Origin of the sequence: Tepidicaulis sp. (assembly GCF_965222285.1) — a bacterium.
Classification (GTDB): Bacteria; Pseudomonadota; Alphaproteobacteria; order Parvibaculales; family Parvibaculaceae; genus Tepidicaulis.
Genome location: NZ_OZ244942.1, coordinates 2,383,370 through 2,406,586 on the forward strand (window position 1 = coordinate 2,383,370; position 23,217 = coordinate 2,406,586).

14 protein-coding genes are annotated in these 23,217 nt (G+C 60.9%); 2 read left to right on the plus strand and 12 right to left on the minus strand.

Annotation, left to right across the window (positions count from 1 at the left end):
• Positions 1–2: 2 nt before the first annotated feature.
• On the plus strand, positions 3–770 hold the full coding sequence (locus tag ACOQOT_RS11440; protein WP_420559395.1) for a GNAT family N-acetyltransferase: 768 nt from the start codon (positions 3–5) through the stop codon (positions 768–770).
• Here ACOQOT_RS11440 and ACOQOT_RS11445 read toward each other — a convergent pair.
• From ACOQOT_RS11445 to ACOQOT_RS11455, 3 genes are all read right to left on the minus strand, one after another.
• Positions 764–5,005 carry a translocation/assembly module TamB domain-containing protein gene (locus ACOQOT_RS11445; RefSeq protein ID WP_420559396.1) on the minus strand — a complete coding sequence of 1,414 codons (4,242 nt, stop codon included), beginning with the start codon at positions 5,003–5,005 and terminating at the stop codon, positions 764–766. The two genes, ACOQOT_RS11440 and ACOQOT_RS11445, sit on opposite strands and share 7 nt — an antisense overlap.
• 145 nt (positions 5,006–5,150) lie before the next feature.
• The gene (locus ACOQOT_RS11450; RefSeq protein WP_420559397.1) at positions 5,151–7,007 is read right to left on the minus strand and encodes an autotransporter assembly complex protein TamA; all 1,857 of its coding nucleotides are present in this window, start codon (positions 7,005–7,007) and stop codon (positions 5,151–5,153) included.
• 159 nt (positions 7,008–7,166) lie between these two features.
• Positions 7,167–8,666: a flavin-containing monooxygenase gene (locus tag ACOQOT_RS11455; RefSeq protein ID WP_420559398.1), complete on the minus strand. Its 1,500-nt coding sequence runs from the start codon at positions 8,664–8,666 to the stop codon at positions 7,167–7,169.
• 187 nt (positions 8,667–8,853) lie between these two features.
• Here ACOQOT_RS11455 and ACOQOT_RS11460 point away from each other — a divergent pair, with 187 nt between their 5' ends.
• Positions 8,854–11,571: a bifunctional acetate--CoA ligase family protein/GNAT family N-acetyltransferase gene (locus ACOQOT_RS11460; RefSeq protein ID WP_420559399.1), complete on the plus strand. Its 2,718-nt coding sequence runs from the start codon at positions 8,854–8,856 to the stop codon at positions 11,569–11,571.
• On the opposite strand, the gene cobA is transcribed toward ACOQOT_RS11460, so the two are convergent.
• The 9 genes from cobA to ACOQOT_RS11505 all read right to left on the minus strand — a co-directional run bounded on the left by cobA (position 11,568) and on the right by ACOQOT_RS11505 (position 23,143).
• Positions 11,568–12,329 carry a uroporphyrinogen-III C-methyltransferase gene (gene cobA, locus ACOQOT_RS11465; RefSeq protein WP_420559400.1) on the minus strand — a complete coding sequence of 254 codons (762 nt, stop codon included), beginning with the start codon at positions 12,327–12,329 and terminating at the stop codon, positions 11,568–11,570. The genes ACOQOT_RS11460 and cobA overlap by 4 nt on opposite strands.
• A gap of 13 nt (positions 12,330–12,342) precedes the next feature.
• Complete coding sequence (locus ACOQOT_RS11470; protein WP_420559401.1) at positions 12,343–15,006, minus strand: molybdopterin-dependent oxidoreductase; 2,664 nt, start codon at positions 15,004–15,006, stop codon at positions 12,343–12,345.
• On the minus strand, positions 15,006–15,365 hold the full coding sequence (gene nirD, locus ACOQOT_RS11475; RefSeq protein WP_420559402.1) for a nitrite reductase small subunit NirD: 360 nt from the start codon (positions 15,363–15,365) through the stop codon (positions 15,006–15,008). Before nirD ends, ACOQOT_RS11470 begins: the two co-directional genes overlap by 1 nt.
• Entirely contained in the window at positions 15,362–17,809 is a 2,448-nt protein-coding gene (gene nirB / locus ACOQOT_RS11480; RefSeq protein WP_420559403.1) for a nitrite reductase large subunit NirB, read from the minus strand. The genes nirD and nirB overlap by 4 nt, the downstream gene beginning before the upstream one ends.
• Positions 17,806–18,603 carry an ABC transporter ATP-binding protein gene (locus ACOQOT_RS11485; RefSeq protein WP_420559404.1) on the minus strand — a complete coding sequence of 266 codons (798 nt, stop codon included), beginning with the start codon at positions 18,601–18,603 and terminating at the stop codon, positions 17,806–17,808. The genes nirB and ACOQOT_RS11485 overlap by 4 nt, the downstream gene beginning before the upstream one ends.
• A gap of 9 nt (positions 18,604–18,612) precedes the next feature.
• Positions 18,613–19,548, minus strand: coding sequence for a nitrate ABC transporter permease (gene ntrB / locus ACOQOT_RS11490; RefSeq protein ID WP_420559405.1), 936 nt, complete (start codon positions 19,546–19,548; stop codon positions 18,613–18,615).
• 9 nt (positions 19,549–19,557) lie between these two features.
• Positions 19,558–21,003: a CmpA/NrtA family ABC transporter substrate-binding protein gene (locus ACOQOT_RS11495; protein WP_420559406.1), complete on the minus strand. Its 1,446-nt coding sequence runs from the start codon at positions 21,001–21,003 to the stop codon at positions 19,558–19,560.
• Positions 21,004–21,042: 39 nt separating this feature from the next.
• Positions 21,043–22,278 (minus strand): hypothetical protein, encoded by a 1,236-nt coding sequence (locus tag ACOQOT_RS11500; RefSeq protein WP_420559407.1) that lies wholly within the window; start codon positions 22,276–22,278, stop codon positions 21,043–21,045.
• 268 nt (positions 22,279–22,546) lie between these two features.
• A complete protein-coding gene (locus ACOQOT_RS11505) occupies positions 22,547–23,143 on the minus strand; it encodes an ANTAR domain-containing response regulator (RefSeq protein WP_420559408.1) in 597 nt (198 codons plus the stop codon).
• Between the last annotated feature and the right edge of the window lie 74 nt (positions 23,144–23,217).

The window sequence follows — 23,217 nt, forward strand, 5'->3', positions numbered from 1 at the left end:
CGATGAAAGATAATGATCTTCTGTGGCGCGCCGAACGCGCCTGTCTCGATGCCTGGCCGGCGGAAACGGAAGCAGCGCAGCTAGGCTGGCTCCTGCGCCATTCGGGCGGCCCGACAAGACGCCCCAACTCCTTGAACCCTACCCGCAGCGCGGCACACGAATGCGGCGCGCTGATCGACGCAGCAGACGCTTTTTACACCGCGCGCGGGCAGCGGCCGATCTTCCGCCTACCTAAGATCGGTCCCGATATCGGAAAGGAACTCGATAAAGCAGGGTATGGCGGTGAAGAAGGCTGGTCGCTCACGCTTCTGGCTGAAGAGATCACCGTCCCGCCAGATACGCCCTGCCATAAAGTCAGCCTGTCACCGGCGCCGTCGCAAGACTGGATTGCCTCCCGTCACACCTTGAGCGGCACACTGCCGGAAGACCAACCCTTCTATAACAGGATGCTTACACTGATCCGCGGCCCGGTCTGCTTTGCCGCGCTGGAGGTAGAGAGCGTGCCCTGCGCGCAGGCCTATGGAACCATCCAGCAGGGCCTTCTCGTGCTGGAATCGGTAGTCACGGATGCTACCTGCCGGAACAAAGGCTATGGGCGTGCTGTGGTCGGCGCCCTGCTCGGCTGGGGCAAGAAAATGGGCGCCGAAGCGGCCTGCTTGCAGGTCGTAGCAGGCAACGATCCGGCGCTGGCGCTTTATGCACGGCTCGGCTTTTCCAAGACGCTTTACGGCTACCATTACCGCAGGAAAGAAAACGCGCCTGCTCAATAGTCCCAATTGAACTCGACGCCGACATCGTTCTCGCCCGTCACGCCGGTTTCACTGCGCAGGGAAATATTGGGGGTGACTTCCACTTCCACGGAGACCGCGCCAGTATTGTCCGTCAGGCCTTTTTTCAGCCCGATATAAACGTCCTCGCTGACATAGGACCCGGCTTCCACTGCCGCGCCTTTCTCCGCTGCGCCGCCCGATTCAACCCGCAAGACGTCGACGCCCAAGGCACCGCGCGCAAAATCGAGAACGCCCGGCCCGCCGCCCGTTGCGCCTGTAAGCTCGCCCACCGCAAGAGCAAGCTGCGCGGCTTCCAATGCCGAAAGGCTCGCCCGGCTTTTGCCGAAAAGAACGCGCGAGACGATCTCTTCTTCGGGCAGAGACGGAACGGAACTGAGAGTGATTGAAGGCCGCGAGGTCGGGCCTTGCGCGCGCGCCGTCACGGTCAGGCCGTCGCTTTGATGTTCGGCCACCACATCGATGCGCGGGGCGATGGGCTGGTTGCCCTGAAAATCGATCTTCCCGCTTTTCAGCGTGAATTCTTTCGTCAGCACGCTTAAGAACCCGCGCACGAGGCGCAGCTCACCGGTCAGGCGCGGCTCTTCGCCTGAACCTTTGACCTCAAGCGCGCCCTCCCATTCTGAATCAAGCCCGCGCCCGCGCACGAAAACGCGTTTCGGCATCGTCACCGCAATATCGAGGGAAAGATCGAAAGCCTCCCCTTCATCGCCTTCGGTTTTGCCCTCCGCCCCGCGCACTTCCTTTACATTCAGCACCGCAACTTCCGGCGGAAACTCTTCCGGGATGCGCACCAAGACGCCGTCCGTGCGGACTTTACCGGCAATCGTCGCCGCCGCCGCATCCCCTTCGATTTCCAGCTCACCGGAGGCCCGCGCGGTAATGTCATCGCGGCGCATGGCGGCAAATTGCGAGAACGACATATCAAGCTCAAAGGGAAAGCCGCTTTCCGGTGCGATCTCTGCCATACCGCGCGCGGAGAAATTTCCCTTCTCTCCATCGGCGCCGGAAAGCTGCGTCACCTCGATACGGCTTTCTTCAAGCGTCGCCTCCAAAACGAGCGATGTGATGAGCGTACCGGTATCGAGATTTTCATAGGCCCCCTCTTCGATACGAAGGCTGCCGGTAACTTCCGGCCGGTCCAGCGTGCCGCTTGCCTGTGCGCTGAGCCGCGTTTGCCCTTTCAGACGGTGCGCATCGAGCGGCGCAAGCGCCCACAAGGTGCCGACTTCCCCCTGCCAGTTCAAAGATGCATCGAGCCGTCCATTGCCCGGTACCTCCGGCAGCCAGCCTTTTGCCGGCATGCGCAGCGGCAAGCTGATACGTCCGGCAGGCGAAAGCGCCTCCTCGCCTTGAGCAAAGCGCAGCTGCGTACCGAGCCGCCCCTCTTCCCAATCGGAAAGAAGTTCGATCGTGGAGCGCGGCATTTCCTCTTCCTGCGCGCGGGCAAGATCATCAAGCCGCAATTGCACACTGCCCGAGGGCCGCGCGCGCGTGCCCGAAAGCGACAAGGTGCCCGACATCGTGCCGTTCAAATCGCCCGTCGCCCAGAAGGGATCAAGCGCGCCCATGGGAAGCGCGCTAAGGCTAAGTGTGCCATCCAGGCGGGGACCGAGCCTCAGGCCACCCTTTAACTGCCCCGCCCCATAGCTCATATCGAGCCCTTCAACGCGAAGCGCACCCGGCGCGCTGACAAGGCGGGCAGGCGCATGAAGCGCCAGCTTCCTGCCGGCAAATCGACCGGTAAGGTTTTCAAGTTCCAGCACCGTGTCATTGCCTTGCAGCGTAAGCTTGCCGTTTATTTCCATCGCAAGCGGCCCGCGGAAGCGGCCTTTGGCGCTGCTGCCGAAGGTAAAGGCATCGAAGCCCCCATCGGCGGTGAAGGTCAATGTCTCCAGCCGCACGCTACCCGCATCGAGCCCCTTCGCCGCGACTTTGCCGGTAAAGCGCGGCGTTTCCATCAGGTCCCAGGCGCTTATTTCAAGATCGGCCCGCGCGGCCTCAAACAGCACATCGTTCGTATCCGTAAGAGCGAAGTCGCTCATCTGCCCTTTAAGGCGCGCGTTCTGCCCGCTTTTTCCGTCTTGCGGGCCGGAAAGAGCAATCTCGGCGTCAAGCGCGCCGCTGCCGCCAAATCCGGCCAGCGACAACCAGGGCGAAAGCGCCGGTATATCCACCGTGAAATTCCCTTTGGCGGGCGCCCCGCCCAGCGGCACGGTAGCGGCGCCGGAAAGACGACTTTCCCCTGAGGTAAATGAGAGATCGCTTAGCGCGAGCCTTTCACCTTCCAGCACGTAAAGAAAATCGCCGACAAGTGGCCCGAGCGACGTGCCGCCACTCAGCTCGACCTTGCCCTCCGGCGCACGTAAAATCTCGCGGGCGGTAAAGCGGATTTCCCCCTCTTGCACTGAAAACCCATCCGCGTCCAAAGACGGAAGCTGCGCCGTGCCACTGAGACGGGGCGCCTCGAAGGAGCCAGCCAGCGCGCCTTCCACCTGCAAGGGGCCGGAAAGCTTCACGCCGAGCGCCCCGGAAAGAACATCCGCCTCGGGAAGCGTGAGCACATAATTGCCCGCCGCCGCGCCGCCTTCCGGCATATCGGCAGAGGCATCGAAGGTGAGATGCGGTGTGGTGAGTGTGAGCTTGCTGAGCGAGAAGCGCCCAGGCCCGCGGGAAAGCGCGGCATTGATATCCGCCTTGCCGGACAAAAGGAGGTCCGGAATTTCCGCACCCAGCGCGAGCTGCTCAAACCCGGCATCGAGCTCCGCTTCGAGCACCTCCCCGCCCTCTTCAAAGCGCGCCGCGATCCTTCCCTCCCCGCGCCCGGAAAGACCGGTACCGGCCAGTGCGGCAAGAGGGGAAAGATCACCGCTTTCAAACTCAAGATCAGCGCGGCCCTCTTCTTCCTGCAGAGCGTAACCCGCAGAGCCGGTGAACTGCACGAACGGCGCTTCAAAGGAAATGTCCTGCGCGTCGACTTCCGTCTTTTCCCGGTCGAATGTGCCTTCCGCGGCAAGGCGCCAGAGCTGACCGGCAATATCGGGCGCATCTTCATTTTGCATACGCACGTCTTCCGCCTTGCCGGCAAGCGAGAAACGGTGCGAGGCGCCCGTGGAAAGCAGGCCCTGCTCGTCAAGATCGAGCTGCGTTTCGATGCGCGCCGCGCGGAAGGCGCCGCTGCGGAAATCATCGAGCCTGATCGTGCCGCTCAAGGCCGGGAAAGACAGCTCGCCGGAAACATCCCCTGCAAACTCGATACGCGCTGCCTCTGCGCTGGGCAGTAAGGCGCTTGCTGCTTCTTTGTCCGCGATGCCCGCTTCGATCCGGCCCTCAAGCGCGCCGCCCGTCAGGTCCGCTTCGCCGTCGAAGCGGGCGTTCAGTTCCTTGCCCTTCACTCTCAACGTGCCAAGCGTCAGCGTGCCGCGCTGCGACCAATCGCCCGCCAGATAAAACCCGGGCTCCGTACCGAAAAGGGCCGTAAGGTCGCCTTCACGCAGGGCCGGGGCGGAAAGCTTCCCTTCCAACGCAAAGCGCGGGCCTTCATCTTCCCGCAGTCTTAGGTCTGCACCCAAATTGAAAAGCCCTTCGGCGCGCAGATCGAGCCCGCCATTCCAATTCGAGAGCGGCCCCTTGCCTTTTAGCGCGGCGGAAAACGCGGCGCCTTCTCCAAGGCCGAGCGCGCCTGCAACCAGCCCGCCCTCCGGCTCCTCGATGCGAAAAGCAATCTCGAGATAGGCGTCGCTCAGCCGGTAAAGCGATTGCCAGGTAAACGTATCGGCTTTGCCGTCGAGCCGCTCCACTTCAAGGGACGTGCGCAGCGCGCCCTCCTCCGGGCGGGTTTGCGCGGTAAGGCGCAAGATCGCGGCTTCCCCGATCACGTTTGGGCCAAGACCGAGCTTTTCGACTTCCGCTTCTTTTAAAGAAAGCCGGGCAAGAAGAGGGAGCGGCAGGGAGAAACCTTCCTCGCTTGCCGTCTCTTCCGGCACGTCCGGCAGGCGCGGCAAATCCACCCGCCCGGCATGCAGCCTCTCGATGGAGATATCTCCGGCAAGAAGCGCCAGCGGGTTCCAGTCGAGCGCAACCCTTTCCGCGCTCAGCCAAACACCGGCCTCATCTTCCGCTTCGATCTTTTGAATGCGGATGGCATGAGGCAGATGGCCGTCCAACCCCGTGATATGATAGGTGGTACTCTCATCGCTCAGCGCTGCTTCGGTCATGGCGGCAAAACGCGCCTTGCCCCACCCGGTTTGCAAAGCGCCGTATGCAAGGACGGCAAACAGAAGACACAGCGCAAATACCGCCAACAAGCCAACACCCGTCCAGCGCGCTGCCTTGCGTGCTATGTCGGCGCGCCAATCCATTCTAAAACGCCTGCCCTATGCTGATATAGAATTGAAAATCATCATCGAAATCGCGTTTGTTGAGCGGCACGGCGACATCGAGACGGATCGGCCCAAAATCGGTGAAATAGCGAAGCCCTAACCCCGCCGCCCAGCGCAGCTTTTCCTGAAAGTCGGGATAAGCGGAATCGAATGCCGACCCGCCATCGACAAAAGGCACAACACCGATGCTTTCCGTCGCCTTGATGCGCAATTCGCTTTTCACCTCGAAGAGCGAGCGCCCGCCAAGCGGATCGTTCTGCGCATCGAGCGGCCCGGCGCTTTGATATTCAAAGCCGCGCACGGAGCCGCCCCCGCCGGAATAGAAACGTTTATTGGCGGGGATTTGATCCGTCTCCTCGCCCAAAATCGCCCCGGCGCGCACCTGCCCTGCCAGCACGTAGCGCTTCTCCTCATCGAGCGCATGATAAGCAGAGCCCGTGGCGGAGAGTTTCGTGAAGGCCAGCGCGCCGCTTCCCGTCCCCGCATAAGGCGTGACATTCAAGGTAAGGCGCGTGCCTTCCGTGGGGTTCAGTGCATTGTCGCTCGTGTCGCGCGCAGCGGTCAGCGGCAGGCCGAAAAGCTGGAAGGTCGTGCCGGAAAATTCATCCTTCAGATAAGTATATTCGCCGACAACCCCGGCGCTGAGGCGCCAGTTCTCACGCCAAGGCCGCTCGATACCGATACCGGCGGTGAGCCCTTGTTCATCGAAAGCTTCGGTATTACGGTTTTTCAGCGTGGCTTCCGCCGTCAGCTCCTGACCCGGCTCCAGAAAGCGCGGCTTCTTGAAGAGAAGGCCAAGCGATTGCTCGAGCTCACTTACCGTTAGCGAGGCGCGCAGCCTTTCATTGCGCCCGAAAAGATTGCGGTGCTCCCAGGACGCATCGGCACCCGCCCCTTCACTGGTGGAATATTTCGCCCCGAAGCCGATGGAGCGCGGCGGCGCTTCGCTAAGCTTCACGTTCATCGGCAATTTGCCGTCCGCGCCCACTGCATCGCCTTTTTCAATACCGATGGAACTGAAAAGCCCCGTAGAAGCGAAAGACCGGCGCGTTGCTTCCACCGCCTCCTCGTCATAGATCGCGCCTTCTTCCCAGGTGACGAGGGCGCGTTTGTAATCTTCTTTCACATCCGGCGCGCCTTCGATGCCGGTTTCCCCGAACGCCGCCTCCGCACCTGCGGCCACGCGCAGCCGCACGCGCATGGTTTTCTCCTCTCGGTTGATGATGGCGCTACGGTCTTCAATTTTGGCAAGCGGGTGGCCGTGGCGCTCCAAAAACCGGAGGAGCGAGGCTTCCGCGCCCAGAATTTCCGGCGCGCGGGCGGGCTTTTCCAAACGAATGCCGAGGTCGGAAAGCGCAGGCCGCTCATCCGGCACTTCCCCCCCATAATCGATATCGAAATCGGCGAGCGTGTAAACGGGGCCCGGCTCCACCACAATATCGACCATGGCTGGCTCGCTTTTGCCCGTCACGGTGATATCGACCGCGCCGTCATAATAACCTTCGGACTTCAGCGCGGTTTTGAGGCGCTCGGTATCTTCATCGGCCCGGCGCCGGAGTGCGCCGAGCGAGCGCGGCAAGCGCTCTTCAAGCGCGATAAGCTGCGAAGAGCCGCGCAGGATTTCCCGCAGCCCCTCTTTCTCCACCCCGTGCAATTGCGTGGTGTAGGGCACGCCGCCCGTATCGGAGAAAACCGGTGCGCCGCCAAGCTCGCCTTCTTCGCCCCCGCCTGTGAGCCGGTCAAGCAATCCGCCCGAAGCGCAGCCGGAAAGAAACACAGCCAGGAAAAGAAGAGAAAGGATGCTGACGAGGCGCTTGTTTTGAAAGAATGCTGTCATTCTGACGCCTGGATCAGGCCTCCGGAACCGTCCGGCGCAGATGCCGGGTGAATGCCGCAATGTTTAAGCTCAGCCTCAGCTTCTTGCTACCATGATAACGCAAAGGCGTCCAGCCGCAGCAGGCAGCTGAACGCCCTTTTAATTCATGATTTCAGGGACTTAGCTCGCCACGGCAACCTTGGCAGGCTGCGGCGCGGCGCCCGCCTCGGGATTGGAGAATTCCATCACCCCGTCTTCCACATTACCGAAACGCAAGGACATGAGGTCGAGCGCATAGTTCTGATAAAGCTTCCAGGGTTTCTTGCTGCCCTGGCGCGGGAACTGGTCGATGGCCCGCTGCACATAGCCGGAGCTGAGATCGAGCCAGGGCTCTTCTTCCATATTGGGATCGGTGGCGCGCGGCGTTGCCTGGCGCAGCCCCGTTTCTTCCATATGATTCAGAAGCCGGCAGACATACTCGCAGGTCAGATCGCATTTCAGCGTCCAGGAAGCGTTCGTATAGCCGAAGGACGAGGCAAGGTTCGGCACATCGCTATACATCATGCCCTTGTAGTTGAAGGTTTTGGAGAGATCCATCACCTTGCCGTCCACCTCGACTTCAAGGCCGCTGAGCAGCTGCATATTGAGCCCCGTCGCGCTAACCACGAGATCGGCTTCGAGTTCCTTGCCCGATTTCAGCTTGATGCCCTTGGGCGTGAAGCGGTCGATATGATCGGTCACGACCGAGGCCTCGCCTTCCTTCAAGCTTTCAAAGAGATCGCCATTTGGCACCAGGCACAGACGCTGATCCCAAGGGTTATAGCTCGGCGTGAAATGCTCGATGTCGAAATCGGGGCCGAGCTGCTCGCGCACCCCGTCCAGGATCAGCTTCTTCACCTTTTCCGGTTTGCGCCGGCACATATTGTAGAAATACATGCCGAGCAGCACGTTCTTCCAGCGGATGAGCCGGTAGGCAATTTTCGCCGGCAGCTTGCTGCGCAGCCAATTGGCAAGCGCGTCTTCGGCCGGGCGCGAGACGACATAAGTCGGCGAACGCTGCAGCATCGTCACATGCGCGGCTTTCTTCGCCATTTCCGGCACGAGCGTTACCGCCGTCGCGCCGCTGCCGATCACCACGACTTTCTTGCCGTCATAATCAATGTCATCCGTCCACTTTTGCGGATGAACGAGGCGGCCCTGATAATCTTCCACACCGTCGAAATGCGGCATGTAGCCCTGGTCGTAATTGTAATAGCCCGAGCACATGAAAAGGAAATTGCAGGTATAGCGGCGCGTCTCGCCGGTATCCGTCAGCTCGGTTTCCACCGTCCAGCATGCCTTATCGCTCGACCAGGCGGCGCGTTTAACGTGATGGCCGTAACGGATCTTCTTGTCGATGCCGTTTTCTTCCGCCGTCTCTTTCAGATAGTTCAGGATCGAAGGGCCATCGGCGATGGCTTTCGCTTCCTTCCAGGGTTTGAAGGAATAGCCGAGCGTATACATGTCCGAGTCCGAGCGGATGCCGGGATAGCGGAACAGGTCCCAAGTGCCGCCAAGACTCTCGCGCCGCTCTAAAATGGCGTAAGTCCGGTTCGGGCTGTTGGCCTGAAGGTGATAGCCTGCGCCGATGCCGGAAATACCCGCACCGACAATGAGCACGTCAAAATGTTCGACTGTCATGAAACCTGCCAACTCCCCAATTTATTCTCTCTGCCAATGGGCCATTTTTCCCGGCGCCATCATTTCTGACATTATATCAGTTTTTCGCACCCCCGTAAGTACGTCGGGGAAACGTCAAGAATTGCATAGTAAAATCATATAGTTAAAGATCGTCTGAGAGCCCCGGAAAACAGGAGCGCGCGTCTTCATGAGCATTCGCAACCTGGACAAGATTTTCCTGCCCCGTTCCATCGCGCTGATCGGCGCCAGCGGCAGAAAAGGCGCCCTCGGCCATATCGTGCTGACCAAGCTGCGCGAGGCAGGCTTTAAAGGGGAAATCTGGCCGGTCAATCCGGGGTATCGGGAAATATCGGGCCTGACCTGTTTCAAGGACATCGCCGCCCTGCCCGGCACGCCGGACCTTGCGATCATCGCCACACCTGCGCCAACCGTACCGGGTCTCATCGGCGAGCTGGGCGAAGCCGGCACCCGCGCCGCCGTGGTCATCACCGCCGGGCTCGGCGCCAATGAAGAAGGCACGCTCAAACGGCAGATGCTGGAAGCCGCCCGCCCGCATCTCATGCGCATCATCGGGCCCAATACGCTCGGCCTCATCGTGCCGCCCATCGGCCTGAATGCGAGCTTTGCCGACACGCCCGTTGCAAGCGGCGATCTCGCGCTCATCTCCCAGTCCGGCGCCGTCATCGCCACCATGGCCGACTGGGCCAACAGCCGGAATGTCGGCTTTTCCTCCATGGTCTCACTCGGCGATATGTCGGATGTGGACTTCGGCGATCTTCTCGACTGGTTTGCCGCCGATACGCGCACCCGCGCCATTCTGCTTTATGTGGAATCCGTCACCCATCCGCAAAAATTCATGTCCGCCGCCCGCTCCGCCGCGCGCGCCAAACCCGTCATCGTCATCAAATCGGGCCGCCATGAAGAAGCGGCAAAAGCGGCGGCCTCTCACACAGGCGCGCTTGCCGGCTCCGATGCGGTTTACGATGCCGCCTTTCGCCGCGCGGGCCTTTTGCGTGTTTTCGATCTCGATGAGCTTTTCTCGGCCACCGAAACACTCGGCCATGTACAGCCCTTCCGCGGCGACCGGCTCTCCGTGCTCACCAATGGCGGCGGCACCGGCGTTCTTGCGGTCGACACGCTGGCCGATCTCGGCGGCAAGCTGGCAAAGCTCGATGAGGACACCTTAAAGGCGCTGGACGGCGTACTGCCCGCCACCTGGTCCCGCGCGAACCCGGTCGATATTATCGGCGATGCGGATGAACACCGATATAGCGCCTCGCTGGATCACCTTTTGGGCGACAAGAACACCGATGCCGTGCTGGTGATGAACTGCCCGACCGCCCTTGCCTCCAGCGAAAAGACCGCAAAAGCCGTGGCGGATGCCATCGGCGCTTACCGCAAGGCCCATCCCCGCGCCAAGCCGGTTTTCACGTGCTGGCTCGGCGGGGCGGCAGAAGAAAAAGCGCGCGGTATTTTCGAGCCCCTGCATATTCCGAATTTTTCAACACCGGGTGATGCCGTGCGCGGCTTCGTTTATCTGACCCGTTATGCCGCCGCCCAGGAAGCGCTCATCCGCATGCCACCGAGCCTGCCCGGCGACTTCAAACCCGACCGCGCCCGCGCGCAGAAGAGAGTGCAGCGCGCCATCGAAGAGGGAAAGAAATGGCTGGATAGCGGCGACATTAGCGAGATATTCGCAGCCTATGACATTCCCTATGTCGCGCCCCGCTTTGCCGCAACGCCGGAAGACGCAGGCAAAGCCGCCCGCGATCTTCTGCAGGATCATGAAGCCTGCGCCCTCAAAATCGTCTCTCCCGACATTCAGCACAAATCCGATGTCGGCGGCGTAAAGCTGAACATCACCAGCGCGACAGCCGCCGAAGAATGCGCCCGCCAGATGATGGAAGACATAAGCGCGGCCTATCCTGATAAACGCATCGAAGGGGTCAGCCTCGAACCCTTGATCGACCGGCCCGCCGCGCGCGAGCTCATTCTCGGCCTTGCCGACGATAAACTGTTCGGCCCCGTGGTACTTTTCGGCCAGGGCGGCACGGCGGTTGAGGTGATCAGCGACAAGGCGCTGGCGCTGCCGCCACTCGATCTCACCCTCGCCCGCGACCTCATCGAGCAGACGCGGGTGGCCAAGCTTTTAAAATCCTACCGCGCGCAAGCCGCCGCAGATATCGGCGCCGTGGCGCTGACGCTCGTGAAGATCTCTCAGCTTGCCGCCGACATTCCCGAGATCCGCGAGCTTGATATCAACCCGCTGCTTGCCGATGAAGACGGCATTATCGCGCTTGATGCACGCATGCGCGTTGCCGAGGAAAAAAGACGCGACCGGCATGGCGGCAATCCGCGCTTTGCCGTGCATCCTTACCCTTCTGAATGGGAAGGGGAGCTGGAACTTCTGGATGGCAGCAAAATCATCGCCCGACCCGTGCGCCCGGAAGATGAAGTGCTTTATCAGGAGTTCTTCGACCATGTGACACCGGACGATGCGCGGCTGCGGTTCTTCTCTCCGAAGCCCGAGCTATCCCACAAGCTGATCGCCCGCTTCACGCAGATCGACTACAACCGCGCTATGGCCTTCGTGGCGCTCGATCCGGAAACGGGCGCGTTGCTCGGCGTCGTGCGCCTTCATGCCGATGCCAATGGCGAGATTGCCGAATATGCCATTCTCGTGCGCTCGACGATCAAGGGCAAAGGGCTCGGCTGGGCGCTTATGACGCTGATCATCGATTATGCGCGCAAGACCGGCCTTAAAAAAGTTTACGGCGATGTGCTCCGCGCCAACACTGTCATGCTGCGCATGTGCGGTGATCTGGGCTTTGCTCAAAGCTTCGACACGGATGATCCCGCCATCGTCCATGTCGAGCTCGACCTAAGAGAGGAAAGACCCGCTTAGGCGCAATCAGAAAGCGCGGGCGCGCGGGTAAGGCGCTTTTGCGCATGCGCACCCAGCGCGTGGCCGATCATCAGCAAGACGGGCTGGGCGGGATCGGCGGTCAGTGCGCCTGCCCCCACCTCCGCCAAAGTCGCCGCCCGAATGCGTTCTTGCGGCATCGAGACGGCTTCCACGATCAGCACCGGCATGGAAGAGCGCATGCCCGCCGCCGCAAGCCGGCGCGCAATCCGCACAAGCGCGCTGCGGGCCATATAGAAAGCGAGTGTTTCCTCACCCCCGGCAAGCCTGCCCCAAGCCGGATCGTGCGGCTCTTCAGGGCAAGAGGCCGTGGTGAGAAAACGCACGCCGCGCACTTTCCCGCGCAGCGTCAGCGGCACACCGGCGGACGCCGCCGCAGCAGAAGCCGCCGTAATGCCGGGGCATATGTCATAGCCGATGCCATGCGCGCTGAGCGCCTCTACTTCTTCTTCGAGCCGCCCGAAGATCGCCGGATCGCCGCCTTTAAGACGGATGACGCGTCCGCCGCGCCGCGCCTCCGCGACGAGGCGGCGGTTGATTTCACTTTGCCCCATGGAATGGCACCGGGCCCGCTTGCCGGCCGAGATGCGGCGCGCGCCGGGCCGGATCATTTTCAATATTTCAGGCCCGACAAGCGCATCATAAAGCACCGCATCGGCCTCATTAAGAAGCCGGGCGGCACGCAACGTCAAAAGTTCGGGATTACCCGGCCCCGCGCCGACGAAATGAACATGTCCCATCTTTCTCATCCTTTCACTCCGCCGCTTCTTTCATAAAGGCCCGCTCGAGCAGGGCCGCAATTTCGGGGCGGCAGGAGCCGCAATTGGTGCCGGCCTGCGTTGCCTCACCGACCGCCCGCACGCTCGTCAAATTCTTTGCGGCAATGGCCGCAAGGATGGCTTTTTCCGAAACGCCGAAACAGGAGCAAACCTTGCCCCCGCCTTGCGAAGGGTCCATGGGCGCGGCGGCGATGAGCGCCTGGCGCGCCGCCCCTTCCGCGCGCCTGCCAATCTGCTCGGAAAGCCAGGAAGGATCGGGCACGCTGCCCGCGGGACCTGAAAAGAACGCGGCGACCGGCACGCCCTCTTCCAGGAGCACCCGGCGGAATGTGCCCCGCGCTTTGTCTTCCACCGCCAGCACATCACCTTTCCAGGCGCGCGCTTCTTCCTCCAGCCGCGCGAACGGCGCGGCGTCTTCAAGCGCTGCCAGATAAAAAAGCTCGCCCTCTGCGACAGGTACCCGCGCCCAATAATCGAACCCCTCCGGCGTGAAGGCCGTGCGGCTGAGATAGAACCCGGCGCGCACGGGACACACCGGCCTCACGCGCACGGGCGTGTGCTTGAATTCAGGCTGGCCGGAATGAGGATCGGTGACGGGATTAACAAGCGCGCCCACCGTGCCCGCCGCCGACATGTGCCGCGTCCAGTGAATGGGAATGAAAATCTCCCCGCGCCGCAGCCCGCCGTCCGCTGCCACACGGAAAAGCCCCCGCCCCCACCTCGTTGCCGCTTCCGCAAGCCCTTTCGGGGAAAGAGCGAAAGCTGCCATGTCCTCCGGATGGCAATAAAGCACCGGCTCCTTCACATGGCTCATGAGGCGGGATACCGCGCCCGTGCGCGTCATGCTGTGCCATTGATCGCGCAGGCGGCCCGTATTGAGGAGAAGCGGGAAATCGTCATTTGCACCGTGAATGGGCAGCATGTCTTCAAGGGGAAGAAACCGCGCGCGGCCATCTTCATGTGCGAATTTTCCATCCGTAAAAAGCCGCCCGTCTGTTGCCGCCTTTTCTTTATTCCCCTTCCGGGCAGGCCAGAGAAAGGGCGTCATCGCCTCATACCCGGCATCCGAAATATCCGCATAAGCGGAAATATCGAAACACCGCTCGCCCTTGTTCTCGAAGCCGGAAAGGGCCGCATGTTCGCGGAAAATATCCGCCGGGCCCTCATAAGAAAATGCTGCGCCGAAGCCCATGCGCCGGGCGACTTGCATGAGTGCCCACCAGTCGGGCTTTGCCGCGCCGGGCGCGGCTTGCAGACGGCGCTGGCGGGAAATGCGCCGCTCCGAATTCGTCACCGTGCCGTCTTTCTCGCCCCAGCCTTCGGCAGGCAGCGCCACATCGGCATAAGCCAGCGTGTCGGAACTTGTCATGCAGTCAGAGACGATAACGAGCTCGCATTTTTCAAGGGCGGCGCGCACCCGCCCAGCATCGGGCAGGCTGACAGCAGGATTGGTCGCCATGATCCAAAGGGCTTTGACCTTGCCTTCATGCACCGCCTCGAACAAATCGACGGCTTTCAGCCCGCCTTTTTCCGCCATGGAAGGCGCGTTCCAGAAGCGCTCCACTTTTTCCACCGCTTCCGGCTCGAAGGAAAGATGCGCGGCAAGCTGATTGGCAAGCCCTCCCACTTCCCGCCCGCCCATGGCGTTGGGCTGGCCGGTAATGGAAAAAGGACCCATACCGGGCTTGCCGATACGGCCCGTCAGCAAATGACAATTGATGATGGCATTGACCTTGTCGGTGCCGCGGCTCGACTGATTGATACCTTGCGAGAAACCGCTCACCCAGCGCTCGTTTTCCAGCACTGAGGTAAAAAACTGCCGCACCAGCTTTTCTTCAAGCCCGCAGCGCGCCGCGACATGGGCAAGCTCCGTCTCGGACGCATTGAGAAGCGGCAAAAGCTTTTCGAAATCCGCCGTCGAGCGAGCGATGAAGCTTTCATCCGCCGCCCCTTCCTCGCAAAGGAAACGGAAAAGCCCGTTGAAAAGCGCTACATCGCTGCCCGGCTTGAGGGGAAGGTGAAGATCAGCGGCCTGCGCCGTTGCCGTTTTGCGCGGATCAATGACGATAAGGCGGGAGCCACGTTTTTCCCGCGCCGCTTCGAAACGCTGAAAGAGTACCGGATGGCACCAGGCCGCATTCGCCCCGGCCAGAACGAGAAGATCCGTCTCCTCGAAATCCTCATAAACGCCCGGCACCACATCCTCGCCAAACGCGCGCCGGTGGCCGGCAACGGCTGAAGACATGCATAGGCGGGAATTCGTATCCACATTGCCCGAACCGATGAACCCTTTCATCAGCTTGTTCGCGGCATAATAATCTTCCGTCAGAAGCTGGCCCGACAGATAAAAGGCAATGGCATCCGGGCCATGCGCCTCACGGATATGCAGGAAACGGTCGGCGATATGATCGAGCGCCCGCTCCCAGCTCACCCGTTCTCCTTTGATCAGAGGATAGGAGAGCCGGTCCTTGGCGCTCACCGTCTCACCCAGAGCCTGCCCCTTGCCGCATAATTTACCGAAATTGGCCGGATGCACCGGGTCGCCCTTCACCCGCACGCGGCCGTCCCGGGCGCTGGCAAGCACACCGCAGCCAACCCCGCAATAGGCGCATGTGGTGCGGATGGGCGCCGGCCGCATTACTCCGCCTCCACCGCAAGGCTTGCCTCAGGCGCCGCCTCGTTTCCGATCAGCGGCCCGAGATAGACGGCGCTGCCGCGCAGCTCCACGGCAAAGCGTTTCACGCAGCCCTCGTCCGGCCCGCGCGCCAGCCCGCTTCCCAGATCGATAATCCAATTGTGCAAGGGACAGGCAACGCCCCTGCCCTGCACAATCCCATCCGACAGCGGACCCTGCTTATGCGGGCACTTGTCCTCAAGGGCGAAAAGCTCGTCCTCGCCCGTTCGGAAGATGGCAATGTCGCAGCCCAGGGCCTCGACCTTCCGCGCGCCGCGGCGCGGAATATCCTCAAGCTCGCCGATATAAACGCTCTTGCTCATGCGATCACTTTCTGACGAAGGGGGCTATAGTTGCGCCGCGTGCCGGGGTCCCCGGCCTGTTCGGCCCAGGGGTCGCGCTGCGCATATTTCTGGGAGAGGAAGAACCGCTCGCTCAAAGCGGCGCGGCCTTCCGCATCGTCCGCGATCTTTTCTTTCACATGATCGAGGCCCACCCGCTCAATCCAGGGCGCGGTGCGCTCCAGATAGCGGGCCTCTTCGCGGTAGAGCTGAATGAAGGCGGTGCAATATTCGATCACCTCTTCCTCGCTTTCGACTTTGCAGAGGAAATCGGTGACGCGCACCTTGATGCCGCCATTGCCGCCCACATGCAGCTCCCAGCCGGAATCGACCGCAACAATGCCGAAATCCTTGATCGTCGCTTCGGCGCAATTGCGCGGACAGCCGGAAACCGCCATCTTGAACTTGTGCGGCATCCAGGAACCCCAGGTGAGCTTTTCAAGCGTCACGCCCATGCCGGTCGAATCCTGCGTGCCGAAGCGGCACCATTCGGACCCCACGCAGGTTTTCACCGTGCGCAGCGCCTTACCGTAGGCATGGCCGGAGACGAGGCCCGCGCTGTTGAGATCGTTCCAGATATCGGGCAGATGTTCTTTGCGCGCACCGAGCAGATCGATGCGCTGCCCGCCCGTCACCTTCACGGTCGGGATCTCATATTTATCCGCCACATCGGCAATCGCCCGCAGCTCGTTGGGATTGGTGAGCCCGCCCCACATGCGCGGCACGACGGAGAAAGTGCCGTCCTTCTGAATATTGGCGTGGTGGCGTTCATTGACGAAGCGGCTCTGCGCATCGTCCACATATTCCCCGGGCCAGGCGCAAAGGAGATAGTAATTGAGCGCCGGGCGGCAGGAGGAACAGCCATCAGGCGTTTCCCATTCCAGCGCCTGCATCACCTCCGGAATGGTTTTCAGGCCATGGGCCAGAATGAGCCTCCGCACCTCGTCATGGCCGTGATGGGTGCAGCCGCACATCGGTTTGACGGCGGGCGCGCCGGAATACTCATCACCGAGCGACATGGCCAGAAGCTGTTCGACCAGACCCGAGCACGAGCCGCAGCTTGCCGAGGCTTTGGTATATTGCTTCACCCCGTCAATATCCGTGAGCCCATGTTCGGCAATGGCCGAGGTGATCGCCCCTTTGCACACGCCGTTACAGCCACAGATTTCCGCCGTGTCGGGCAAAGCTGCAACGGCGCTAAAAGGGTCCGTGTCGGCACCGGCCAGCGCCTGACCGAAAATCATACGGTCGCGAATATCGCGCACCACCTCGCGCTCTTTCAGAAGCTGGAAATACCAGGCCCCGTCCGCCGTATCCCCGTAGAGCACGGCGCCGGCCACCTTGTCGTCCTTCAGAACAAGGCGCTTATAGATGCCGCGCGCCGCATCCCGGTAAACGATATCCTCGGTGCCGTCCCCGGTGGAAAAATCCCCGGCGGAGAAGACATCGACGCCCGTTACTTTAAGCTTCGTGGAAGTTTCGACCGGCTTGAACGCCGCTTCCTCGCCCGTCAGCGTTTTCGCCGCCACCCGCGCCATATCGTAAAGCGGCGCCACGAGGCCGTAGCAGACCTCGTTATGCTCGGCGCATTCGCCGAGCGCCAGAATGTCGGGATCGGAAGTGACCATCGCATCATTCACGACAACGCCGCGTTCCACATGGAGCCCCGCATCGACGGCAAGACGTGCCTCGGGCCGAATACCCGCCGCCATGACCACGATATCGGCGGGATAGACCGTGCCGTCTTCCAGAAGCACGGCTTCCACATGCTCCTCACCAAGGATCGCCTTCGACTGCGCCTTGCAATGCACCTTAATGCCGCGCCGCTCAAGCTCGCGCTGCAGAAGATGCCCAGCCGAGGCATCGAGCTGCCTATCAAGAAGATGCTCCATCAGATGCAGCACGGTCACTTCCATACCCCGTGCCTGAAGGCCCGCCGCCGCTTCAAGGCCGAGCAGCCCGCCGCCGACAACAACGGCCCGCGCGCCCGGCTTTTCCGCCGCTTTCGACATGGCGTCCACATCATCGAGGTCGCGAAAGACGAGAACGCCGTCAAGCTCTTTACCCGCAATGGGAATGATGAAGGGCGCCGAGCCCGTTGCCAGCACCAACTTGTCGTATGGCGTCTCGCCCGCGGCTGTATGAACCTGCTTGGCTTTCCGGTCGATGCCCGTCACGCTCTCGCCAAAGCGGCAGGTCACACCGTGCGTCCGGTACCAGTCCTCATCATGGGTGACGATTTCCTCGAACGTCTTTTCGCCGGAAAGGACGGGCGAAAGCATGATGCGGTTGTAATTGCCGCGCGGCTCCGCCCCGTATAGCGTCACGTCATAAGCCTCGGGCGCCGCCTCGAAAAGATGCTCCAGCATCCGCCCCGACGCCATGCCCGCGCCAACGACAACGAGTTTTTGTTTCTGCGTGCTCATGCTGCCACCTCCGAACGATGCTCATGCAGGAAGCGAAGAACGGCGGCCCGGGCGCTGAGATAATCGGGATCTTCCACCAGCTCCACCCGGTGGCGCGGCCGGGGCACATTGACCGTCGAAATTTGGCCGATGCCCGCCGCCGGCCCGTTCGACATCATGATGATGCGGTCGGAAAGAAGCGCCGCTTCATCCACGTCATGGGTGATCATGATCACCGTGTTGCCGAGCCGGGCATGAATTTCCATCACGCTGTCCTGAAGATGCCCGCGCGTGAGCGCATCGAGGGCACCGAAAGGCTCGTCCATCAAAAGCACCTTGGGTTCCATGGAAAGCGCCCTTGCAATGCCGACGCGCTGCTTCATCCCGCCGGAAATTTCCGCCGGGCGCTTATGGGCGGCATGCTCCATGTTCACGAGTTCGAGATTGGCCATCACCCAGTCATGGCGCTGCCCATCCGTGCGCTTGCCCGCAAAGACTTTGTCCACCGCCAGGCGCACGTTCTCGTAGACCGTCAGCCAGGGAAGCAGGGAATGGTTCTGAAAAACCACCGCCCTGTCGGGTCCCGGCCCCTTGATGATCTGCCCATCAAGGCTGATCGCGCCGTAAGAGATGGGTTCGAGCCCGGCCACGAGATTGAGCAAGGTGGACTTGCCGCAACCCGAATGACCGATGATGGAAACGAATTCGCCTTTCTCGATCGACAGGTCGACATCGCGCAAGGCTTCATACTGCCCCGACGAGGTTTTGAAGATTTTGCCGACTTTGGAAATGCGTAGATGCTCTTGAGTATCCATGGGCTGCTCCTATGCGTTGCCATAGTCGAAACGGCGCTGCACCAGCTTCATCAGCGCTTCAAGGGCAATGCCCACGACGCCGATAATGCCGATCGCCACGATGATGGAAGGCACCGAAAGGTTGTTCCATTCGTCCCAGATGTAAAAGCCGATGCCGATGCCGCCGGTCAGCATTTCCGCCGCCACGATCACCATCCAGGCAGTGCCGAGCGAAAGCTGCATGCCGGTCAGAATGTAAGGCATGGTGGCGGGGATATAGATTTTGCGGACCATTTCCGAGCGATTGAAATTCAGCACCCGCGCGACATTCGTGTAATCGGCCGGAACGGCGCGCACGCCCACCGCCGTATTGAGAATGATCGGCCAAATACTGGTGATGAAGATCACGAAGACGGCGGAAGGATCGACCGACTTGAAAAGCAATAGCCCGATAGGCAGCCAGGCGAGCGGGCTGACCGGCCGCAATATCTGAATGAGCGGCATCCAGGCGGTTTCGAATACCCGGCTCGTGCCGATCAGAAACCCGACGGGTAGCCCGACAAGAACGGCAAGCGCAAAGCCGGAGAGCACCCGCGCCAGCGAATACATCACCTGCCAGGCAACGCCCATATCGTTGGGTCCGTAGACATAAAAAGGATCGGAGAAAACCTCCACCGCCTTGGCCCAGGTTTCCTGCACCGTGGGAAGCTCAGGCACAAGCGAGGCTTGCACCATGCTCCATGCCACCAGAACCAGAAGAAAGGTCACGGCAGGCAGGACGATAGCGGGAACAGCCATAGCCAGAAAATCCCGAAGCCAGGCCGGACCTGAATCCGGCCAGCCCTTGGGCACCTCGCCGAGCTCCGGCGGCGGGGCCTGCCCGCCAGCCGGTTCTGCGGAACCGGCCTTAAGGTCGTCTTCGGCAGTCGGCGCATCTGAAACCAGGCGCAAAGCGGCATCCGTCATGACGGCTCCTTAAGCGTTGAGTTCCGCAAGCTTTTCCAGCGGAACCTTAAGATTGGAAATGTCGAAGCTGCCGACATATTCGGCGATCTTGGAAGGATCGAATGTCTGGCCGTTGAAGAAGCGGTCCGGGCCCATGTCGATGGGCGCGCTCGCATCTTCCAGCACCCAAGGCGCGTCATGCGTGCCTTCGATCTTCATGTCCGAATTCGGCACCGGCACGCCCATGCCCGCGACAGCTTCGCGGTAGATATCCGGCCGGTAGACCTGATTGGCGACCTGACGGATATCCATGGGTGTTTCGATCTGCCCCCAGCGGTACATTTGCGAAATGAACCACATGGCGTGGCTGCGCCAGGGATAGGTCGCGGCATAGCGGTAGAAGACGTTGAAGTCCGGCAGCGGGCGCGGCTCTTCGCCTTTCACATATTGGAACGTGCCCGTCATGGACATTTTCACCACATCGACCGGCGCGTTGACGTAGGATTTGCGGGAAATAATCTCCACAACTTCCAGCCGGTTTTCCGGCTTGTCCATCCACTGCGCCGCTTCCACCATGGCGCGGATGATCGCCTTGTGGGTCTCCGGATAGTTTTCCGCCCAGTCGAGATTGACGCCAAACACCTTTTCCGGATTGTTGTTCCAGATTTCGTAATTGGTGATGAGCGTGCGCCCGAGACCCGCCTTCACCGCCCGCTCGTTCCAGGGCTCACCCACGCAGTAGCCCACGATATTGTTGGCGCGCAGGTTTGCGACCATCTGGGGCGGCGGAATAACGATGAGGCGCACGTCATTGTCCGGATCGATGCCGGCATCGGCCATCCAGTAACGTAGCTCATAATTATGGGTGGAAACGGGGAACACCATGGCGAAGGTCATGGGATCGCCGCCTTTAGCCTTATTGGCGTCGATCACTTTTTTTAGCGCACGGGCCGAAACCGGCCGCTCGGCCATGGCTTCCGGGTCCGCTTCCACCATGCGTTCATAAAGCTCGTTGGAAACGGTGATGCCATTGCCGTTGAGGTCCATGGAGTAAGCGGTAACTGTCGGCTTTTGCAGCGCGCCGACGCCGAGGCTCGCGGCAATCGGCATGCCGGCCAGCATATGCGCCCCGTCAAGTTCGCCCACCGACACCTTGTCGCGGATATTCGCCCAGGAGGCTTCTTTCGAAATCGTGGCGTTGACGCCGTGCTTCTGAAAGAAGCCCTTTTCCTTGGCGATAACGATGACGGCGCAGTCGGTCAGCGGAATGATGCCGAGCTTTACATCCGGCTTTTCCAGATTGCTGCTGCCTGCGGCATAGGCGCCGCCCGGAACTACCAGGCTTGCGGCTTTCAAGAGCGCGGCAGTGCCGAAAAGTTTCGCGCCTGCATTCAGAACGGAGCGCCGGTGATAAGGCGTCTCGAGCGAGGCGCTGCGCTTTACTGCCGGGGGAGTTTTGTCGTCATGATCGGACATCTCTTGTCTCCTTGATGAAAGCGGGAGGTAAATCGTTTCTCAGTAGGTGTAAGCGACTTGGAACCAGAGTTTTTCCCGGTCCGCCGGCCCGGCGCTGCCCCCATCGAAGGAGGCGTATTTCGCGGTAAGCTTGATGCCGTTATCGAGCGCTGCGGAAAGCACCGCATCCACCTCATCGCCGAGCGAGGCGCCCGTGCGCTCCGCCTCGAAATCGTGAAAGACGATGCCGGAGGTGATTTTCGTGAACGGCCCGAAAGCCGGCAGCGCATAAGTCAGCGAGGCGGAAAGATCTTCGATCCCATCCACCGGCGTCGTCAGGAACGCATCCGCCCAGCCCTGGAACTTATGCAGCGTGGCAAGCGGGGTGGAGAAACCTGTCGTCCCGTCCCCTTCCAGCACCTCATAGCCCGCACCGAAGGAAAGCGGCCCGTAGCTTGCCCCCGCATCCACCGAATAATAATCGAGGGAGAAAGATGCGGGATTACTTCCATATTCGCTTTGGCGGGCATAGGAAGCAGCCCCCTTCAGCGACCAGTCTTCATTGAGCGCTGTCTTGTACGCCGCCCGTGCGCCGTAGGTTTCGCTTGAGGCGCCGGCCGCATTATCGAAATCCAAGAGATAGGCAAAGCCCGTAAGCGTCAGGCCTTCGATCCCGCTATAGCCCAGATTGATGAGATGGCTGTCGCTGTCGAAATTGCCGATCGGGCTCTTGTCGGAAAAAATCCGGTGCACTTCCTCGATATAGGCATAGGTCGCTGTGACACCGGGAAGCGTGCTGTTGCTGATCAGCGCCGCGTCGAAGGTCTGCTCATTCTGCCGCCAGCCCACATTGCCGACAAAGCGCGCATCATCGAGGATGATTCGCTGGCGCCCGGCAACGATCTTCGTACCCGGAATGCCTTCATAAGTAAGCTGCAGCCGGTTGAGCTCACTTGCCTCCGGGTCCGCAACGACGGGATAGGCGGTGCGCCCGTTCGCCGTGCTGTTGAAATCTTCCGGACCCAGCGCCTGCACGGATTCGATTTCCGCCAGAAGCGAGAAACCGTAAAAGCTGCCCGTCTCAAAGCCGACGCGCTCGCGCAGCGTGTAAGCGCGCGCATCATTGGCAAAACCGTCCTGATCGACGAATTCCGCCCGCGCGCGGAGGTCGATCAGCGGTTTCGTTTCAGCCAGCGCCGCGCCCAAATCATCGGCATGCGCTCCTGCTACCGGCAGCGCGCAAAGCACCGCCAATGTCCCCGCCACCATTTGCCGTGTCATCTTCGATGTCGTCATCTGCTCACCCCATCGGCAAAAGAAAAGGCGCCCGCCGGCGATTTTCATCGCCATGCGGACGCCTTTGCCCGTGTTTCAATTCTCGCAGTCAGCCGCGCTCTGCCGCCCTTGGCAATCCGGCCTTTGATGCTGAGCCTTCATCGGCCCGGCATGAAAACTCTAAAAACTATTTTTGCTGCAGCGCAACAAGTAATTGATATTAAAGATAATTTTTCTCATATCCTGCATAATGCTTGATCACGCTGCCCGCGTTTTTCACAGCAATCGCTCAACCTTTGAGCAATTTGGCGACTGCCAAAAGATTGTCCGCAATCTGAAAAATCGGTTTTCCTTCGTTCATCGCCGTCTTGCGCAAAAGCTGATAGGCCTCTTCTTCTGAAAGACCGCGCTGCTGCATCAAAACGCCTTTGGCTTTCTCGACAACCTTGCGCGCGGCAAGATCGGATTTGGCTTTAGCGAGTTCGTTTTGCAGGCCCTGATACATTTGAAAACGGGCGATGGCGACCTCGACGACGGGGCGCACACGGGAAGATGCAAGGCCATCGACAATATAAGCGCTGACCCCCGCCTGCACCGCCTTGCGCGCGCCGTCCGGCTCATCCTTTTCGACAAACATGACGACGGGCCGCGCCCGCTCGCCCGAGACCTCGCCCATGCTTTCCAGAATGTCGCGGTCTGGGCTGTCGCAATCGACGATCACGACATCCGGGTCGAATCGCTCCACCGCGCCATAAAGCCCGATGCCGGATTTGACGCGCATAAGCTCGCAGGCACCCGATTGCGCCAGGCCCTGCTCGACTATCAGCGCCCGCGCATCGTCGGGATCGACAAGCAACACACGCAATCGCTCAGAAGCGGAAGACATACACAAACATTCTTTGCTGGCTTGGCCGGGAACCACTAAAGCCTAATCAGCAAAAAAAGGGCCAGAGAAAAACC

Coding starts and splice junctions, on each gene's coding strand:
- ACOQOT_RS11440 (WP_420559395.1), top strand. CDS start 3: ATGAAAGATAATGATCTTCTGTGGCGCGCCGAACGCGCCTGTCTCGAT.
- ACOQOT_RS11445 (WP_420559396.1), bottom strand. CDS start 5,005: ATGACCGAAGCAGCGCTGAGCGATGAGAGTACCACCTATCATATCACG.
- ACOQOT_RS11450 (WP_420559397.1), bottom strand. CDS start 7,007: ATGACAGCATTCTTTCAAAACAAGCGCCTCGTCAGCATCCTTTCTCTT.
- ACOQOT_RS11455 (WP_420559398.1), bottom strand. CDS start 8,666: ATGACAGTCGAACATTTTGACGTGCTCATTGTCGGTGCGGGTATTTCC.
- ACOQOT_RS11460 (WP_420559399.1), top strand. CDS start 8,854: ATGAGCATTCGCAACCTGGACAAGATTTTCCTGCCCCGTTCCATCGCG.
- cobA (WP_420559400.1), bottom strand. CDS start 12,329: ATGGGACATGTTCATTTCGTCGGCGCGGGGCCGGGTAATCCCGAACTT.
- ACOQOT_RS11470 (WP_420559401.1), bottom strand. CDS start 15,006: ATGCGGCCGGCGCCCATCCGCACCACATGCGCCTATTGCGGGGTTGGC.
- nirD (WP_420559402.1), bottom strand. CDS start 15,365: ATGAGCAAGAGCGTTTATATCGGCGAGCTTGAGGATATTCCGCGCCGC.
- nirB (WP_420559403.1), bottom strand. CDS start 17,809: ATGAGCACGCAGAAACAAAAACTCGTTGTCGTTGGCGCGGGCATGGCG.
- ACOQOT_RS11485 (WP_420559404.1), bottom strand. CDS start 18,603: ATGGATACTCAAGAGCATCTACGCATTTCCAAAGTCGGCAAAATCTTC.
- ntrB (WP_420559405.1), bottom strand. CDS start 19,548: ATGACGGATGCCGCTTTGCGCCTGGTTTCAGATGCGCCGACTGCCGAA.
- ACOQOT_RS11495 (WP_420559406.1), bottom strand. CDS start 21,003: ATGTCCGATCATGACGACAAAACTCCCCCGGCAGTAAAGCGCAGCGCC.
- ACOQOT_RS11500 (WP_420559407.1), bottom strand. CDS start 22,278: ATGACGACATCGAAGATGACACGGCAAATGGTGGCGGGGACATTGGCG.
- ACOQOT_RS11505 (WP_420559408.1), bottom strand. CDS start 23,143: ATGTCTTCCGCTTCTGAGCGATTGCGTGTGTTGCTTGTCGATCCCGAC.